Annotated in this window: 18 protein-coding genes; 9 read left to right on the plus strand and 9 right to left on the minus strand. The window is 60.9% G+C overall.

All coding sequences use genetic code 11. The annotated features are described in order from the left end of the window. Window positions 1-28 precede the first annotated feature (28 nt). The 5 genes from ATN00_RS17310 to ATN00_RS17330 form a co-directional block, all read right to left on the minus strand. The gene (locus tag ATN00_RS17310; protein ID WP_062068945.1) at window positions 29-1,348 is read right to left on the minus strand and encodes a DNA-packaging protein; all 1,320 of its coding nucleotides are present in this window, start codon (window positions 1,346-1,348) and stop codon (window positions 29-31) included. A 16-nt stretch (window positions 1,349-1,364) separates the two neighbouring features. Beyond that, on the minus strand, window positions 1,365-1,940 hold the full coding sequence (locus tag ATN00_RS17315; RefSeq protein WP_062066915.1) for a hypothetical protein: 576 nt from the start codon (window positions 1,938-1,940) through the stop codon (window positions 1,365-1,367). 155 nt (window positions 1,941-2,095) lie between these two features. Continuing rightward, window positions 2,096-2,743 carry a glutathione S-transferase family protein gene (locus ATN00_RS17320; RefSeq protein WP_062068947.1) on the minus strand — a complete coding sequence of 216 codons (648 nt, stop codon included), beginning with the start codon at window positions 2,741-2,743 and terminating at the stop codon, window positions 2,096-2,098. A 339-nt stretch (window positions 2,744-3,082) separates the two neighbouring features. Continuing rightward, window positions 3,083-3,862, minus strand: a complete 780-nt coding sequence (locus tag ATN00_RS17325) for a hypothetical protein (protein ID WP_373886113.1) — start codon at window positions 3,860-3,862, stop codon at window positions 3,083-3,085. Between the two features lie 70 nt (window positions 3,863-3,932). Next, window positions 3,933-4,175: a hypothetical protein gene (locus ATN00_RS17330; protein WP_062066918.1), complete on the minus strand. Its 243-nt coding sequence runs from the start codon at window positions 4,173-4,175 to the stop codon at window positions 3,933-3,935. A gap of 390 nt (window positions 4,176-4,565) precedes the next feature. Between ATN00_RS17330 and ATN00_RS17335 the strand changes: the two genes are divergently transcribed. The 8 genes from ATN00_RS17335 to ATN00_RS17365 all read left to right on the plus strand — a co-directional run bounded on the left by ATN00_RS17335 (window position 4,566) and on the right by ATN00_RS17365 (window position 11,310). Beyond that, a complete protein-coding gene (locus tag ATN00_RS17335; RefSeq protein ID WP_062066920.1) occupies window positions 4,566-5,090 on the plus strand; it encodes a GNAT family N-acetyltransferase in 525 nt (174 codons plus the stop codon). 10 nt (window positions 5,091-5,100) lie between these two features. Then, window positions 5,101-5,736, plus strand: a complete 636-nt coding sequence (locus tag ATN00_RS17340) for a YqaA family protein (RefSeq protein WP_062066923.1) — start codon at window positions 5,101-5,103, stop codon at window positions 5,734-5,736. Window positions 5,737-5,744: 8 nt separating this feature from the next. Then, a complete protein-coding gene (lnt, locus tag ATN00_RS17345) occupies window positions 5,745-7,301 on the plus strand; it encodes an apolipoprotein N-acyltransferase (protein ID WP_062066926.1) in 1,557 nt (518 codons plus the stop codon). 57 nt (window positions 7,302-7,358) lie between these two features. Next, a complete protein-coding gene (gene metK, locus ATN00_RS17350; protein ID WP_062066928.1) occupies window positions 7,359-8,567 on the plus strand; it encodes a methionine adenosyltransferase in 1,209 nt (402 codons plus the stop codon). A gap of 549 nt (window positions 8,568-9,116) precedes the next feature. After that, on the plus strand, window positions 9,117-9,812 hold the full coding sequence (trmB, locus tag ATN00_RS17355; RefSeq protein WP_062066931.1) for a tRNA (guanosine(46)-N7)-methyltransferase TrmB: 696 nt from the start codon (window positions 9,117-9,119) through the stop codon (window positions 9,810-9,812). A gap of 241 nt (window positions 9,813-10,053) precedes the next feature. Further along, window positions 10,054-10,380 carry a hypothetical protein gene (locus ATN00_RS17360; protein WP_062066934.1) on the plus strand — a complete coding sequence of 109 codons (327 nt, stop codon included), beginning with the start codon at window positions 10,054-10,056 and terminating at the stop codon, window positions 10,378-10,380. A 283-nt stretch (window positions 10,381-10,663) separates the two neighbouring features. Beyond that, window positions 10,664-10,801, plus strand: a complete 138-nt coding sequence (locus ATN00_RS23470; protein WP_156415297.1) for a hypothetical protein — start codon at window positions 10,664-10,666, stop codon at window positions 10,799-10,801. Further along, window positions 10,798-11,310 (plus strand): SDR family oxidoreductase, encoded by a 513-nt coding sequence (locus ATN00_RS17365; protein WP_082635237.1) that lies wholly within the window; start codon window positions 10,798-10,800, stop codon window positions 11,308-11,310. Before ATN00_RS23470 ends, ATN00_RS17365 begins: the two co-directional genes overlap by 4 nt. A 104-nt stretch (window positions 11,311-11,414) precedes the next feature. On the opposite strand, the gene ATN00_RS17370 is transcribed toward ATN00_RS17365, so the two are convergent. The 4 genes from ATN00_RS17370 to ATN00_RS17380 all read right to left on the minus strand — a co-directional run bounded on the left by ATN00_RS17370 (window position 11,415) and on the right by ATN00_RS17380 (window position 16,731). Continuing rightward, entirely contained in the window at window positions 11,415-12,632 is a 1,218-nt protein-coding gene (locus ATN00_RS17370) for a cytochrome P450 (RefSeq protein WP_231746316.1), read from the minus strand. Between the two features lie 270 nt (window positions 12,633-12,902). Further along, a complete protein-coding gene (locus tag ATN00_RS23475; protein ID WP_156415298.1) occupies window positions 12,903-13,040 on the minus strand; it encodes a hypothetical protein in 138 nt (45 codons plus the stop codon). Between the two features lie 86 nt (window positions 13,041-13,126). After that, window positions 13,127-15,529: a TonB-dependent receptor gene (locus tag ATN00_RS17375; protein ID WP_062066940.1), complete on the minus strand. Its 2,403-nt coding sequence runs from the start codon at window positions 15,527-15,529 to the stop codon at window positions 13,127-13,129. 170 nt (window positions 15,530-15,699) lie between these two features. Continuing rightward, on the minus strand, window positions 15,700-16,731 hold the full coding sequence (locus ATN00_RS17380; RefSeq protein WP_231746317.1) for an AraC family transcriptional regulator: 1,032 nt from the start codon (window positions 16,729-16,731) through the stop codon (window positions 15,700-15,702). A 105-nt stretch (window positions 16,732-16,836) separates the two neighbouring features. Between ATN00_RS17380 and ATN00_RS17385 the strand changes: the two genes are divergently transcribed. Next, window positions 16,837-18,129 (plus strand): MFS transporter, encoded by a 1,293-nt coding sequence (locus tag ATN00_RS17385; RefSeq protein WP_062066942.1) that lies wholly within the window; start codon window positions 16,837-16,839, stop codon window positions 18,127-18,129. The last annotated feature ends 52 nt before the right edge of the window (window positions 18,130-18,181 follow it).

The following is an 18,181-nucleotide window of genomic DNA, read 5'->3' on the forward strand; positions in this document are numbered from 1 at the left end:
GAAACGAGCCGCCGTCGCGAAGGGTTCCTCATCCCAGCGTCCTGATCCGCGCATCGCCGCGCCGCGTCAGCATCAATTCGGTGAGCGCCCATACCAGCGCGTCGGCCCGGTCGGGCGAGCGCCCCGGCCCTTCATAGCCGCCCCCGGCGATCAGCCCGCACATCTCGTCCTCCAGGTCGGGAAAAGCCCCGCGATGCGCCACCCGCCCTGCCTCATAGAGCGCCGCCACAGGCTCCGCCCGCGCCGCCTTCCCCCGGCTGGCATGGACCAGCTTGACCGGCAGCCCGGCCTCCGCCGCGCGCAGCACGCTTTCGACCATCGCGCCGCCATTATTGGCCTCCGCCACCACGCGGTCCGCGCCATAGGCCGCCGCCGCGCCGGCCACCGCCCGCGCCCAGCCTTCGGGCCGCATCTTTTCCACGCTCGCGTCGGCCAGCACATAAGCGCGCCCATCCGCGCCCAGCCCCGCCACAACGATCCCACACGCATCCCCATGCGCCGAAGCAGGCGGATCGACCGCCACCACCACGCGCGTCAGCCCCTTTTCGGGCACATGCCGCACCCGGCACCGCTCCAGCAGGTCGCGGGTCCACAGCGCGCCCTCGATCTCCTCGATCAGCTCGCCGTCCAGTTCCTGCCGCCCCAGCCGCGTGCCGCCATAGCCTTCTTCCATCGCGGCGAGGAAACCCTCCGCCAGATGCGCCGCATTGTCGGCCGTCCGCCCCCGCGTCACCACCGTGTCCCCCCCTTCCCGCGCCGCCAGCCGCCGCACCAGCGGCACCGGCCTTGGCGTCGTCGTCGCCAGCACCTGCGGCCTGCGCCCCAGCCGCATCCCCAGCATGAGGTTGTCCCACACCGCTTCCCCGCCCGGCCATTTGCCGATCTCGTCCGCCCAGCCATGGCTGAATTGCGGCCCGCGCAGCGCCTCCGGGTCGGCCGCGCCGAACAGCGTGGCAATCGCCCCATTGGGCCATATCAGCTTCCGCAAGGCAGGCGCATAAGCAGGCCGGCACCACCATGGCGCGATGGAAAGCAGCCCCGAAACCCCCTCCACCATCACGCTGCGCGCCTCGCCCAGCGTCGCCCCCACCAAAGCGATCCTTGCGCCGGGATCATTTTCCGCAATCTCCCGTACCCATTCCGCGCCAGCCCGCGTCTTGCCGAAGCCCCGCCCCGCCATCATCAGCCAGACGCGCCAGTCCCCGTCCGGCGCGACCTGCCCCGCCCGCGCCGTCCAGCGCCATTCGGCGGCCAGCCGCTCCGCAGCCGCGTCGTCCAGATGCGCCAGCACCCGTTCCCGCACGGCGTCATCCTGCCCGGCGAGCCATTCCATGTCCGACATCCGCATCGCCTGCGCCCCCGCCTCAATCGCCCGCCGCTTCCCGCCTGCGCCGCACATCGTCCAGCAGCGCGCGCATCTTCGCGATGGCGTCCTCCGCTTCCGGGCCGTCGCGCATTTCCGCGGCGCGCAGCTTTTCCACCGTGCCCTGATGCGCGAGCAGCAACCGGATCGCCACCACATGCGGATGCCCGCGCTTCAGCTTCCGGCTCTTGAGCGCCCCCTCGCCATCCAGCGTCAGTTCCTCATCCTCCACGCCGAACAGCGACTGGCGCAGCAGCAACGTCTCCAGTTCCGCATAACCGACGTTCATCGCCTGGTTCCATTCCCGCGCAAAAGCCGGATCGCGACGCCGCTGATAATAGGCGCTCGACAGGTTCTTCTCCGCCGCGCGCGCCGCTTCGCTGACATTGCAGGTCGCGGCCAGCGTCTCCATGAACCGCTTGCGCCGCGCAGGCGTCCATCCGTCCTTACGCACCGCCTTCAATTGCGGCCCGCTTCCCGCCGCCCCCCGCTGCCCCCGCTGCGCGACCAGCGCCTCCGCCTTGTCCCCCGCCCGGCCGCCCAAAGGTGGCCGCGCCTTTTCCCGCTCTCCCGTCATCGCTCCGCCTTTCGCCGCGAACGCGCACAGCAAAAGGGCCGGCCCATCAGGACCAGCCCCTTGCATCACCGCGTCGGCGACTCACAATTTTCCAGTGTCGCCATCTCTGCCGGAACAGCGTGACGATGTCAAGAAAAATGTTCCATATAGGTGAATTATTTGGCCATCATCCGGTTAACCGCCTTCCCTTCTATCGCCAGCGCCTCGGTAAAGCTGGGCCGCGCGCGCACGGCCTGCAACCATGCCTTCAACCGGGGCCAATGCCCCTTTTCCAACCCGTCGCTGCAATAGCCGATATTGATGAAGGGGCAGGCGACGGCAATATCCGCCAGCGTGAACCGGTCCTCCACCAGAAACCCGCTATCCGGCAGGTTTCCTTCCACATAATCGTAAAGCTCCGGCATCCTGTCCGCCTCGGCCGCGTCCGCCGCCGCCGGATCGCTGGGCAGGCCCAGAAAGGGCGCGACCACGCGATTGAAGAAAATCTGCATGCCCACCGGTTGCAGGATCGTGTCGGCGAACTCTTCATACCAGATGGTGCGCGCCCGCGCCTTCGCCTCTGTGGGAATCAGGTTCGGGTCGGGACGTATCGTATCCAGATAGGTTATGATCGCCGTGCTGTCGCTGATCAGGAAATCACCATCCTGAAAGCCCGGAATCTTGCCGAAAGGCGAAGCCTGCGCGAACATCTCATTGCCCTGCCCGAAACCGCCCGGCTGCACGTCCAGGGTCAGGCCCTTTTCAGCGGCAAATACGATAACCTTGCGAACGAAAGGCGAAGGCCGCGCGCCATAGACGATCATCTGTTCCTCCATTTCCCGTGAGTCGGGCAGCTGGCAAAGTGCCATTGCCGTTTCGCAATGCAACTCTTGATAGCCCATCCCGCGGGGAACGTTCCATGAGGCAACCGCAATGGCCGATTATCCCCCATGTCCGTTCGTTCTGGATGGCCCCTGAGCCTGCCGAATTGTGTCCGGGGGACGATCCGACCTGCTCAACATATCGAAGGACATGGCGCGCGCTGGCCCCTTCGATACGGGTCTTCGGCTTCGCTCAGCCCCGACTCAGGGCGAACGGAAGTCGGGAGAACGCAAGTCCGCTCTCCACTCATAACCACCTTCGGCCCACAGCCTCAACAGCCCCTACCGCCCCGCCCCTGGGCCACCGCCCACTACCGTGCGCGTATAATCGATGCGGATGCGAACCCAGCTTCCCACCATCACCTTGCCGTTGACGCGGGGCGGCAGCACCTGGAACTGCCACGCCGCCTGCCGCACCGCCCGCGCAAAGCCCGATCCCAGCGGCGATTCGCCCAGCGCCTGACAATTTTCGACGCGATAATGGTCGACCGTCTTGCACGCGACCTCGCCCCATCCATTGCCCGGCGCATTGGCCGGCAGATAAGGGGAAAGTTCCGCATCGCGCGGCCTGCGATACCATTCCGCCGCGAACAGTTGCACGCCGCCCGGCCCTTCGCCCGGCCCGGCCACCTGCGCGCTGTCCCCCTGCGCCGCGCCCTGGCCCTGCCCTTTTTTCGGCATCTTCCCGATGTCGGCGGACGCCATCTGGCTGCTGTCCAGAACGATGAAGGGGAGAGGCAAGGGCGGCTTCTCCGGCGGTTTTTCCACCGGGCGCGGCGGCTGGATCGCGGTATCCGCCTGCTTTTGCGGTGTCTTTTCCTTGGGCGCGTCGTCGCTTTTCTGCGCCTGCGCCTTTTCCTCCGCCGCCTGGGGTCCGGGCGCCAGTTCAAATGTCACCGGATGGCGCGGATCGACCGGCGGAGGCTGCATCCCCGGCGTCAGCGTCAACAGCGCCAGCAACAGCAGCGCGTTCAGTCCCAGCGCAAAGGCCAGCCCGCCAGCGCGCTCCCTGAAATCGGGCCGGGCCTTGGTGTCAGACCGGGAAGAGGAAGAAAAATTCACACGAAAATCGCCTGCTCAGGCCGTATCGGCGCTCTGGCACAGACGATATGGGACGGTCAACGCCGTCGCGTCAGCACACATCCTCTTCGCGCACGACCGGGCGGCTTTCGCGCGTGGCGCGCATCCGGCTGGCCTTGTCGTCGGGGTCGGATGTCAGCACCACATAATCGTCATGCACTTCCAACAGCACGCCGGCAAAGGGCATCCCCTCCAGGCTGCCTGTCACGCGATAGCTGACCTCATCCCCGACCTTGAAGGTCGCGGGGTCCGTGTTGAAAGTGAAGGGGCAGCTGCCGTCTCCCATGCCTTGCATCATTCGTCTCCTTGGAACCCTTAGCTAGGTGATCGCCTCCCCACTGCCAAGATCATCCCCGTCCCCGCCGGGAATTTTTTAGCGGCCATGGCTCACAAACCCGCGATGGCCGGTTCCGGTCAGGCGGGATGCTCCTTTTCCCTTCCCCCTTGGGAAGAAGGATAGGAAGCCTTGCCAGCTTGCTGACCAGGCGCAGTTGAATGAGGGGGGAAGGAAGGCGAAGCTGCGCGCTATCCTGCGAGCGCATATCCCCTCCCCACGCGAGAGAAGCTGCGGAGATCTGGCATCCTGAACGGGCCGGCTGAACCGGCCGAAATCTGCCTCGCGACAGATGGACAAGGGGTCTGCACGCCTCTTTACAACCTCATTTCCCGCCGTCAGGACTCCCCCATGCGTATCCGCGCCGCCACGATCGCCGACCTGCCCGCGCTGCATCCCGTGATAGAGCGCGCCTACAGGGGCGACGTGGCGCGCATGGGCTGGACCTGGGAATCCGACCTGCTCAGCGGTGCGCGCACCGATCTTGCGGCCCTGACCGTCATCGTCGAAGATCCCGCCCAGCGTCTGCTGATCGCGCTCGACGATGACGCGGCCTCGCCCATCGGCTGCGTCAACATCACCGACCGGGGCGGCGGTCTTTCCTATCTCGGCCTGCTCTGCATCGACCCACGGCTTCAGGCCGGGGGCCTTGGCCGTCAGCTCATCGCCGCGGCGGAGAATCACGCCGTCCATCTCTTCGGCGCGACGGCCATGGAAATGACCGTGATCGACAGCCGTCATGAACTGATCTCCTGGTATGAAAGGCGCGGTTATCGGCTGACCGGCGAAAAACGGCCATTTCCTATTCCGCTCGATCCGCCTTATCGGATGGTCGTGCTGGCGAAAGCACTGGCGGCCCGCCGCAATCTCGGCTAATTCGCCCGCGATGCTTACCCGGCTCTATCAATGGACGCTCGCCAAAGCGGCCCACGCCCATGCCGAACGCTGGCTCTTCGCCATTTCATTCATGGAATCCAGCTTTTTCCCGATCCCCCCGCATCCGCTGCTCGGCCTCATGTGCCTCGCCCGGCCGGAACGCGCGATCCGCTTCGGCCTCATCTGCACCCTGGCCTCGGTGCTGGGCGGCCTGTTCGGCTACGCCATCGGCCACTTCGTCTACGAAACGGTCGGCCACCAGATCCTCGCCGCTCTGGGCCTCACCGCCAAATTCCCGGTCGCCGCCTGCTACCTGCGCGAATATGGCGCAGAGATCATCCTCATAAAGGGCGCGACGCCCATCCCTTTCAAACTCATCACCATCACCGCGGGATTCGTCGGACTACCGCTTTTCACCTTCCTCTGGGCCAGCGTCATCAGCCGCGCTTTCCAGTTCATGCTGGTGGGTTTCCTCTTCTGGAAGTTCGGCCGCCCCATAAAGGCGTTCATCGAGAAATATCTGGCTCTCCTTTCCGGCCTGTTCCTGGTGCTGGTGGTCGGCGGTTTCATCGCCGCCTCGATGTTGACCGGCGGCGGTGAAAAGAACGACAAGTGCAGCAACGCCACGCTGGCAACCGCTCGCTAATCTGCCCCATGCCATCCCTTCTCGAACGCCGTCCCAAATTGATCGCGCTGATCGCCGGCTTTCTGTCCGCGACGGGATTTGAGCCGCTGAAGCTCTGGCCCGTCACGCTCGCCTGCTTCGCCCTGCTGATCCTGCTCATCGAAAGCGCGCTGGACCGCAAATCCGCCTTCACGCGCGGATGGCTGTTCGGCGTCGGTCATTTCACGCTGGGCCTCAACTGGATCGCCCACGCCTTTACCTATCAGGACGCGATGCCGCACTGGTTCGGCTATGGCGCGGTAGTCCTGCTTTCGCTCTATCTGGCCGTCTATCCCGCCCTCGCGACCCTCAGCGCGTGGTGGCTGACCCGCCGCCTCCCGCTGCGGACCAACACGCAGCTTCCCTTCCTCCTCTTTTTCGCCGCCTGCTGGATCGCGAGCGAATATCTGCGCGCGGTCGTCTTCACCGGTTTCGCATGGAGCCCGCTGGGCGTGATCTGGTTGCCGACGGGCATCGCCATCGCCTCTACCATCATCGGCACATATGGCCTCGGCGCACTTGCCATTCTGGCATCGGGCGCACTGGTCCTTGCTTTACGCCGCCGCATAGGGCCAGCCGCCGCCATTACGATCCCGCTCCTGGCCCTCGCGCTCTGGGGGCAGTTCGCGCAGGCTCCCCCCACGCCTGCGGGCGCACCGCGCATCCGCGTGGTCCAGCCCAATATCGGGCAGGATGAGAAATATTCCGCCGAATTGGAGCAGGCGCATTTCCGCACCCTCGCCGCACTGTCCGGTACCCCGCGCCCGGCTCCGCGCCTGATCTTCTGGCCTGAAGCCGCCATTCCAGCCTATCTCGACATGGAACCGGCATGGCGCGACCGCCTGGCTGCCCTGCTCGGTCCCGGCGACCTGCTGCTTACAGGTGCAAACAAGGTCTATTACAAACCGGTCGACAAAGGTGGCTACAGTGAAAATGTACTGGCGGGCGCGAACAACAGCGTCTGGATCGTCACCCCCGATGCGCGGCTGCCTGCCCGTTATGACAAAGCGCATCTTGTACCCTATGGTGAATATCTGCCAATGCGTTCGATCCTTCAACCCCTTGGCCTGTCGCGCCTGGTGCCCGGAGACGCCGACTTCTGGCCCGGTCCCGGTCCGCAAAGCCTGAACCTGCCTGCCGCTCTGGGTCGACCGGAAATGAAGATGGGCGTTCAAATCTGTTACGAGATCATCTTCTCCGGACAAGTCGTCGACAAAGCCAACCGCCCCGCCTTCCTCTTCAACCCGTCGAACGATGCGTGGTTCGGCAGTTGGGGCCCCGTCCAGCATCTGGCGCAAGCCCGCCTGCGCGCGATGGAAGAAGGAATGCCGATCATCCGCTCCACCCCCACCGGCATTTCCGCGATCATCGATGCAAAAGGCCATGTGCTGCGCGCCTTGGGCCCGCACCATGCCGGCTTCCTCGACAGCACCCTGCCTTCCTCTCTGCCGCCGACAATTTTTGCGCGTCTCGGCAATGGGGCGCCGACGCTGTTCATGCTGTTGCTCATCGGCCTGGCCATTGCCATGCGGAGAGGCAAAAGCTAAAGGGCGTATAAACATTTCTTTATATCACTTCTCCGCAAAGCATCTTACGGGAGTCCCATGCGTAGCAATTATCTCTTCACCTCGGAGTCCGTGTCCGAAGGTCATCCCGACAAGGTCGCGGATCAGATTTCCGACGCCATCGTCGACCTGTTCCTTTCCAAGGACCCCGAAGCCCGCATCGCCTGCGAGACGCTGACCACGACACAGCTTGTCGTTCTGGCGGGCGAGATACGCTGCAAGGGCGTTTATGAAAACGGCCAGTGGGCTCCCGGCGCGCAGGAAGAAATCGAAAAGGCCGTGCGCGACACGGTGAAGCGCATCGGTTACGAACAGGATGGCTTCCATTGGGAAAAGCTGCGCTTCGAGAATAATCTGCACGCCCAGTCCGCGCATATCGCGCAGGGTGTCGACGCGTCCGGCAATAAGGATGAAGGCGCTGGCGACCAGGGCATCATGTTCGGCTTCGCCTGCGACGAAACGCCTGACCTCATGCCCGCCACGCTGGACTACAGCCATAAGATTCTCGCGAAGATGGCTGCTGACCGCCACTCCGGCGCCGCCCCTTTCCTCGAACCGGACGCCAAGAGCCAGGTGACACTCCGCTTCGAAAACGGCAAGCCAGCCGCCGCCACCGCCATCGTCGTATCGACCCAGCATGCGCCGGGCTACGATCAGGGTGAAAAGGAAGCGGAACTGAAAAATTACGTGAAGGGCATCGTGGCGGAAATCCTGCCCGCACATCTGCTCTCCAACGAAACCGTCTATCATATCAATCCGACCGGCAGCTTCGAAATTGGCGGGCCGGACGGCGACGCAGGCCTGACGGGCCGCAAGATCATTGTCGACACCTATGGCGGTGCTTCACCCCATGGCGGCGGCGCATTCAGCGGCAAGGACCCGACCAAAGTCGACCGCTCGGCCGCCTATATCACCCGTTACCTTGCGAAAAACATCGTCGCTGCGGGCCTCGCGCGGCGCTGCACGATCCAGCTTGCCTATGCCATCGGCGTGTCGGAACCGCTGTCGCTCTATGTCGACACACATGGCACCGGCACGGTGGACGATGCGAAGATTGAAGACGCGATCAGGTCGATCAAAGAGTTGGGCGGCCTCACGCCGCGCGGCATCCGCACGCATCTGAGCCTCAACAAGCCGATATACCGCCCGACGGCCGCTTACGGTCATTTCGGCCGCAAGCCGGAAGGCGATTTCTTCCCTTGGGAACGCACCGACCTAGTGGAAAAGCTGAAGGCAGCCATAGCCTGACGCCATAGAAAGGGACTAGGGGGGAGAGGCTCCATCTCTCCCTTCCCTTAGAACCACAGGCCGGCGATCAGTGATTAGAGAAACAATGCGGCCTAAACGGTGATGATCGATTGGAATCCGTCACCCGAAACCAGCTTCTTTTGCTAAGGCAATAACAGCCGGACTTTGATGACCCATGGTGTCGGCATCACCAGTATCCTGCCGTAAAATGACCAAAAGTTCATTAGCCTCCTTCACTCGGCAGCGCCATAAGCGAGGCGTCGGGTCCGCACCCCTGTCGGACCCGGCACCCTAACTCCGGCGGCATGACTGTCACGAATATCCGCCGTCGTTGCCTAAGGCCCTATCGGGCTATCGATCACGCTCCTCCAGCGGTTCGCAGCTCATGGGGACGGATTGTAAATCGCTGTCCCGTCTCCCAGGAGCAGCCATTTCATAAACCTTGCCTCCCGCCTCCTCCCGTCGGGTTTCCACTCCACCCGATGGCGGGAGGCAAGGATTGTCATTCTCCCGCTTGCTCCCACTCGTCCGGCCCGCTATCGGCCCGCCATGACCGCGCACAAATCTGGCGACCCAACGACCCTCAACCGCCTTTACGGACGACAGTCCGGCCACAAGCTGCGCGCGGGCCAGCAGGAATTGGTGGATCGCCTGCTCCCCGCCCTATCCATCCCCGAAAAAGGCGAAATCACAGCGGAAGGCCTGTTCGGCCATGACCGCCCGCTCCACCTGGAAATCGGATTTGGCGCAGGCGAGCATTTGGCCTATCGCGCCGACATGCTGCCCGATCACGGCTTCATCGGCTGCGAGCCTTTCCTGAATGGGGTGGTGGGTGCGTTGGGTCATATCCGCGACAGGGGCCTGCCCAATGTTCGCCTCCACATGGGCGATGCGTTGTCTGTGCTGAATCGTATTCCCGATGGCGCGCTCAGCTTCGTTTATCTGCTGCATCCCGATCCCTGGCCCAAAGCGCGCCATGCCAAACGGCGCATGATGAACAAAGGACCGGTCGAACTGATCGCGCAGAAACTACGTCCCGGCGGCGAATTTCGTTTCGGTACGGACCATCCGGTCTATCTACGCTGGGCGCTGATGGTGATGAACGGCCATCCTGCCTTCGAATGGCTGGCGAAGGAACCGAACGATTTTCTGGTCCGTCCCGGCGGATGGCCTGAAACCCGTTACGAGGCGAAGGCCAGACGTCAGGGCCATGAAGTGTGGTACTTCCGCTATCGTCGCAGCTGATCCTTCCATTTGTCGATTAAAAGGCTCGACAGAGCAATGGATGCCAGCATCCAGTCGAGTCACGCGAGCAACATCAAACGACGAAGGTCGGCCAAATCGCCGATAGCGATTCGGATGCCATCCGCGCTTCACTATTCTGTGCAAAGTGGCATAACTGCTGCCTTACCCATCTCATGAGACAGCTTCTCATTCCCTCACCGCGTTTACGTGTGCAGTATAAATATTTGGAGAGGAACGAAAGATGACAATCGCCGCGGACAAGCAGAGGAAGCTGCATTTCGATCTGACGAATGTCGGCCTACGCGCTCAGGCTACGGCGGCGGGACTTTTGCAGCTCTGTACGGAATTGCGGCGTGTGAATGTACTGGATGAAGCTGCAATCGAACGAATCAAGACGGTCATAGCCCATGAAATCGAGATTTCTGCGCCACGGGCGATAGTTTCGCAGACCTATCGGCAAGAAATCCGAAACCGGCTGGACCAACTATTCTCGGGCGAACAGAATGTGGGCACCGCCGATGCGCTCTCTTTCGGCGCCCCTGAAGACCCGGCTAATTCTCCAGAGTAAGCGCCCATAAGCTGCCATTGCGAACCTATGTTCCGAAGCAGTTTGAAGATTTTGACTCCGACCCGGCCGCGGCGATCGAGGAATCAAGCTCTATATGAATCTCTCGATCCTGGACCAACGATCCGGTTCATGCCCCCGACCATGCTATAGGGCGTTCCTCATTCGCTTGCTTGCTTCTCCCCAGGAATCTGGCTCGTTATCCAATCGGATAGCGGGCTGAGTGGCGGTTTGCCTATGGTTTAGATACCGAGATGGAAAAGCGATCGGATATGGAGCGGGAACAATGTTGAATATTATCGTCGCGGGTCGCCTTGGCGCACTGGGCGAGGCTGTGGTGGAAGAACTGATCGCGATAGTGGATGTCGCTCCCGCCGCGACACAGAGCGAAACACTTGTCCTGGAGAGCCGATCTCGCGGATGAAAGCGCCATTTCCGCCGCTTACCGAGAAGTTGCAAAATGTTCAGGGACAGATTGACGGAGCCGTGAATATCGCCGGAGGCTTTGTCTGGGAGCCGATAGAAGGCGGTACGCTGGATAGCTGGGACAGGATGTATCGCCTGAATCTGCGTATCGCGACAGTTTCGTCACGCGCCGCCCTGCCTTATCTGACGACAGGCGCATCCATCGTGAATGTAGGCGCAGCCGCAGCAGCCGGCGTAAGCATTGGCATGACGCCCTACGCTGCATCCAAGGCAGGGGTGATGGCCCTGAGCAAAAGCTTCGCGGACGAATTAAAAGCTAAGGGCATTCGGGTCAATGCGGTGCTTCCGACCGTCATCGATACGCCGGTAAATCGTATGGACATGCCTGACGCCGACACCTCGACCTGGGTGAAGCCTGCCTCCGCTGTAAAGGTGATTGCCTTCCTGCTATCCAATGATGCAGCTTCGATCACCGGAGCGGGCCTGCGCCTCTCGCTCGCCGGATGATGTAGACGGGCAGGCCCACAACAACGCGCGACGCCCCCTTCAGCCAACCAAAATCAGGGAAGATAGTCGTCCGCACGGCCATCTTCCCTGAATAAAAATGCTCATTACCATTGAAGATGCAGGTCGGGCACATGCAATATATTCCCTACGAAATAGGGAACCTTGAAGCCGTCTTTAATCCTGAATTCCGGCAGGGCCGCGACGAATTCCTCAACCGCGATTTGCAGTTCCAGCCGTGCCAGATGCATGCCCAGACATTTGTGGATCCCGCTGCCCAACGACATATGCGGCGCTTTCCGGTCAAAACGGACGGCCTGAGGATCTTCGTAAAATGCCGGATCACGGCCGATCACGGGTGAACTAAAGGCCACATATTCTCCGGGCATGATCTTCTGCCCATGAATTTCGATCACCTTGGTTGCGATACGAAACGCTGTAACCGGTGCAAAAGCCCGAAGAAATTCCTCAACCGCAAGCACGATCAGCGACGGGTCGGAACGAAGTTCATTCTGTTTGTCCGGGTGCGACGCCAGATAATTGAAGATATTGCCCAGCAGCGACGTCACCGTATCCAGACCGCCGATATAAAGGTTGAAGCAATGCCCCAACACTTCATCGTCGTTCCACAGACGGCCTTCGACCTCAAAAGTAAGGATTTTACTGATATAGTCATCGCGCGGGTGCTGGCGGCGCGCTTCGATTTCTTCCAGCAGATAATTTTTCACACAGCGCACTGCGTTGCCACGCACCTCCCAATCATTGGAGTGGAGCATTTCCTTTTCCCATATAAGGAACTGCGCCATGCGCTCCTGCGGCAAACCAAGGAGGTCGAGAACGATGAAAATCGGGAATTTTTCCGAGAATTCCGCAATGAAATCGCATTCACCCCGATCTTGGAAAGCATGGATCAAAGTCCGGGCACGCTCTCGTACCTGCTCTTTCATCGCAAACATTTTCTGCGGAGCAAAATGGCTGTTGAGCGCCTTGCGATAGCTGGTGTGTATTGGCGGGTCAGCCTCCGTCGGAATCACAAGCCAGTTTTCGCCGATATTCTGCGCCCATTTCCCCATGCCATTCTTGGTGAAATTGTCGGCATCGCGCAGCATCGCCTGCACGTCTTCGGCTTTTGTGAGCAGCCAACCGGGCTGATCACCGGGGAAAATGTTGGTCACATAGGTGATGGGCGGCAGTTCCGCGTGCATGGCCGGGATCAGCACTTCCTGCGGATTGTCATAGATCACCTGCCGCGAAAAGAGCGGGAGCGCCATCGCCAGTTCGGCCGGCACGTGGGCAGGCAAGGGCTGTTGGGCAAGTGCAGTCATGATGATCTCCGAAGCATTATAAAGATTTCACCGTCGCCAATAGCAGATGCGGCCTTAGCCGTCCCTCTAACATTAGCGAAGACGCGGATAATCCGCGACGACAGGATATGATGGAAGAAATGTGGACGGAATGCGACAGCACATGCTGCTGGGGGTGATGGCGCGAGTTGTGCAGCCCAGGCCAAGAATGGCATTGACTATGACCAGCCTGGGAACCTGCAAGATCGTCGATAGTCGGATGACGATGCGTTATTTCCACAGCACCGCGCATTAGATTTCTACGGTTTTCGGAGACGTGATGGCCCGGAACATACGAGCAACCGCATCGCGCGCATTTCCTGCGAGGAGTTCCGTAGCAGCAGAACCGCGCGTGACAATCGCAACGCTGTTCTGGAACCGCATCATCATTCAAATCTCCGTTTATGAACTTGGGGAGAAGGCTGTCTTATCCATGCCTTCCCCCCTTGCTCTCTTATCCGGTCAGCTGTTGCCGATCAGAACTTGAACGTTGTTTCCACGCCATAAGTGGCAGGTTGTCCCACATAAGCCGCTGCGATTCCCAGGGTCCGATAGAGGTCGGGGAAACGACGCAGCAGATATTTCTTGTTGGTGATATTGCGGCCGTAGATGGCGATTTCAACATTCGGATCGTCCAGCTGGAATGCGATCCGGCCGTTGAAAATGCCATAACCGGGCACGCGGCCGAGGCGGTTCTCCGTTTCATAACCCGCCTTGATAGCGTCCGGCTGCTGATCCGCGGCCCGGACTGCATCGAAATGCTGGGAGCCGACATAGGACCAAGCACCGGTGACGGCCAGCGTACCGGCGCCGAGCGGAACCTTCTGCGTGGCGCTGACATTAAGCTGCTTCTTGGGCAATTGCAGCAACGGCAGACCGCTCAGATCGACGACGCAACCATCCACGACCCCTGCTGGATTAGTGCAACCACTACCCGCGACCACCTGCGTTTCGCTGAAGCTGCCCTTCGCATATTTGCCGTCCTGAAGCGAACCATTGATGCTGAGCGTCATGCCTTCCCACGGGACAGCGGTGATTTCATTTTCCATGCCCCAGATGCGGACCTTGCCGTTGTTCTGGATGTATTGGGTAACCCCGATGCCGGTGACGAAGCTGTTGACGATCGCCTGATTATCATCCTTCCACGTGTGGAAAACCGCTGTGTTGAAGCGCAGGCGACGATCGAACAGATCGACCTTCAGACCCGCTTCGACGTCCTTGACCTTTTCCGGCGCGAAGGCAGGCAAGCCGCCTGCCCGCAGGTTCCAGCCGCCGGCCTTGGCCGCACCGCGCGTCGCGACATAGAGGAAGAGATTGTCGCTGGCCTGCCAGTCAAGACCAGCATTCCATGCCGGATAGTTGAACTTAGCGTTCTGCGCCTGATTACAGGTGGTCGCTGTCACCGGATCCGTCGGGTCTACCGTGCAATTGATACCGGTCGGCGTGCCTGCCACAGGAGCATCATAGGGCAGGCCAAGCACCTGGGCGTTATGCAGCACGCTGTTACGCGTATCCCAAGTGTAACGGAAACCGCCCACGGCGCGCAGGGTCGGGGTCAGCTCATAATAGGCTTGGGCAAACAAACCAAAGGTCTTGTTGGTGACATCCGCATTGGAATCGCGAATGAGGCCGCCGAAAATCTGCGAGCGGCTGAATTCGTAACCACTTTCCTTGCCCGCATAGGCACCCGCGATGAAGCTGAGGCTGTCGGTGAGATTACCGGAAAGCTGGAGTTCCTGAGAAATATAGTAGGAACCCGACCCGGCATAAGTGCTCAGAAGCGGAACGGCGGTGCCGTCCGTATCGCTCAGGCCATAGTTCATCGAATGGCGGTAGCCGGTAATGGACTTGAGGTTGAGACCGCCCAGATCCACATTGAGCGTGCCCGAAAAACCATATACTTCCAGAGTATTAAAGGGCTGAACGCCGTAAAGCGACTGAATCTCAGGCGGCAACGCACCAATGCTGGCCGGCACTGATGTCCCCATCGCGGTATTGCGCCACCAATTATCCCGGCTCAGCAGGCCAGCCGTCAGGCCCGGCGCGAACCCCAGAGCGTTGATCGTGGCGCTGTTCCTGTCGAAGTCCCAAAGCGCAATCTGCTGACCATGATTGGTCTGGCGGTTCCAATCGCCCGAAAGGGTCAGATCCCAGCCATTACCGTCATATTTCAGCTTGCCGCGCACAAACTTACTATGGTTGTCGGAAAAGTCCCGATTGTTGATCGGATTATCGCCATAGCCTTCCCGGTCGTTGATCGCGCCGCTCAGGCGGATCGCGAGACCTTCGGCAAGCGGCACATTGATATTGGCCTGCGCGCCCAGATTATCATAATTGCCATATTCGGCCTTGAACGTCCCGCTGAGCTGATCGGTCGGATCGTTGGTAATGATGTTGATGGCGCCACCGGTCGTGTTGCGACCAAAAAGCGTGCCCTGGGGACCGCGCAGCACTTCCAGGCGCTGGATGTCCTGAATATCGGTCATCCCGGTCGAAGGCCGGGGAATGTAGATACCGTCGACATAGGTGGCGACGGCAGGGTCGTTGGCCAAGATAGGCTGAAGATTGCCCTGTCCGCGAATAGCGACGAAGACGATGCCATCGCCGCCAGCGGAACCGCGACCGATGACAAGGCCCGGCGCAGTACGCTGGAGATCGACGACATTTTCAACTTTCGCGGTGGTCAGCGCTTCAGGGGTGAGCGCAGTAACGGCGATCGGCGTGGTCTGAAGGCTTTCTTCAGTCCGGCGCGCGGTGACGACGATATCCTGAATGCCTTCTGCGGCACCCGATTGCGCCTGCTGCGCGTAAACCGGCTGCGCCAGTGCGACAATCAGCGCCCCTGTTGCTATCGTTCCCAGAGTGGTGGTTTTGATCATTTTTTTCCTCCCAGATCATTTATCTTGCTCCGCGCCACTCTCGGCACGGTGATACGGCAATAATGCCGCGCGCTTAAACCAAGGGTTATCCGCCCCCATAGTGACGGAGGCTTAATTGACTGTGCGGCGACAGGTTTTGGCCGCCACCCGATATTTTGGCCGCCGCCGCGTCAGTGGATGCGAGACAACTGGCAGCGAAAATCCTTGGGCGTCTGGCCCGTAGCAGCGCGAAAAGCGGCCGAAAAAGCCGACGTGCTGCTGAAGCCGCACCGCCAACTGATTTCCTTGATGCGGGCGCTATCGCCCCGCAGCAATTCCTTGGCCAATGCGATGCGGCTGCGCGCAACAAACTCACCAAGGCTGACACCGGTCCCTTCTTTGAACACCCGCGCCACATGACGCACACTCATGTTGCAACCGCGAGCAATGTCGGCGATGCCGAGCGGACTAGACAGATTATCCATTACATAATCGACGATATGCCGCACCTGCCGCCCGCCACGCGATGTCACACCACCCAACGTCTGCGGCCCCATATGCCGGACAAGTTCGACCGCCAATCCCATGAGCATCGATTCAATCAGGACCTGACTTGCAAAACCGGGCGTCCGCAATTCCACGGCGAGCGCTTCAAAAAGACGGCGCATCGCAATATTCTGGACATCGGCACATGGGTCCAGCCCCTGAAGCGGACGTTGACCGTCGAATAGTTCCTCCAGAAATTCGTCTCCCAGAGCGACGCAGACCAGATGCCGTTCCTGCAGGGCCGGTTCGCCGATATATTGACGATGCGGCGGCATATAAAGAATGTCGCCCGTAGCCGCACGCCGATCCGGCCGCCCCATGCTGACCATGCTGCGGCGCGGCTGACTGTCGAGCGAATAGTCGAGATAATGTTTTTCCGGGCTGAAAACGCCGCTGCAAGGCAAAACCCAGTTGAAATGACGCACATCAACACGCGCATCGCGCATCGTTGCCGTGGCTTCGATGTAGAAATCGTTTACCCCGAACCTGTCCTGACCAGTCCAATCACTCTCCGGACGAAACATCGCTACCTCTGCCTGCTTCTGTTCTGCGATTACGCGGATAGCTATCCCGTCCGGATTAACTTCTATCTTTGGATAGGTCAAAAATGCCGCGGCGCACCGATCATCCCGCAGCGAATGATGGCCCATACTCGACACGATCTGGCCGAGTGCCATTATTGCGCGCCGATGTGACACCTCGCATAGGCGGCTAGTTTGCCCGATTTAGAAAATGGAGAGGCGCGCCATGAATATCCAACCCGTCCTGCGACAATCAGCGTCATGAGAGCTCCGGCGGAAGAACGCGCCCTCAGCAGCCGCTACCCTTGGTATGTATTGGGCATATTGACGCTGTCGCAGACCTGCCATGGCATCGACCGCGCCATCATCGGGCTGGTCTTGGCGCCGGTCGGCCACGAATTTGCGTTGTCGGACGGGCAACTCGGAATTTTGGCGGGCTTTGCCTATGGCATATTTTTCGCTTTGGCGGCCCTACCCTTCGGCATCGCGGTGGACAACTGGAACCGCCGCAACCTGATGACGGCCGCGCTGACGCTGTGGAGCGGGGCAACGGCGTTGTGCAGCCTTGCAACGGGGTTTTGGACCTTGCTGATCGGTCGCGCGGCAGTAGGAACCGCCGAAGCGGGCGGATCACCGACGGGCATGTCGCTGCTCAGCGACTATTTTGGGGAGGATCGACGCGCGACCGCAATCGGCATCTGGTATCTCAGTTCGGGTATCGGTCTTGCCATTGCCTTTCTGGTCGGCGGCGTGATCGTGCAGACTGCGGGCTGGCGTTGGGCATTCGTCGCCGCCGGTGTGCCTGGCCTGCTACTGGCCCCGATCCTTTTGCTGACCGTCCGTGAACCTAAGCGTGGAGCACATGACGGGCCTGCCGCACTTCAACAGGAAGAGCGGCTTGGCCTTGTGCAGCGCATCCGCCTGCTCTCGGCGCGGCCAGGTTTGCTTTATTGCATTTTCGCCATCGTCCTGATCGCGGCCGGCATTTACGGCATGAGCACATGGCTCACGACCTTCCTGATCCGGGTCCATGCCATGCCCATTTCACGCGCCGGCATCATCATCGCCATCGCTTATGGCGGCCTCGGATCGTTGGGCGGCTTCCTGGCTGGCTGGGTGATCGACGCGGTCAACCGGCGCCGGGGCGGTTTCGATCCGGCAAGAACGGCATTGTTCGGCGCGGTGATACCGTTGCTGACTGCGATAACGGGCATCGGCACTGTGATTGTGCAGGACCTTAACCTGATGCTGATATTGCTGATGGCTTGCGGCTTTCTCAGCGCCTCCTATAACGGCCCGATCTATGCCGTCATCGTGACGATGGCCGGACCGCGCCTACGCGGGCTCGCTGTGTCGTTGGTGCAATTGGGCGCGAACCTGATCGGCGTGGGCGCGGGCGCCTATCTCATCGGCGCCGTCAGCGATTTCGTCGGCGGCACTGCGGGTGTCGCCTGGGGGATTGGCACGGCTATGCTGTTCACCTTTGCCGGTGGATTGCTGTTACTGCTGGCGTCGCGCGCGATCCGGCGCGCGCAAGCCAACGAAGAAGCCTGAAATAAGAAAAGGGCGGCCTGGTTCTTTCAACCAGACCGCCCTTGCGCCATGC

Source organism: Sphingobium baderi (assembly GCF_001456115.1).
GTDB classification, from domain to species: domain Bacteria; phylum Pseudomonadota; class Alphaproteobacteria; order Sphingomonadales; family Sphingomonadaceae; genus Sphingobium; species Sphingobium baderi_A.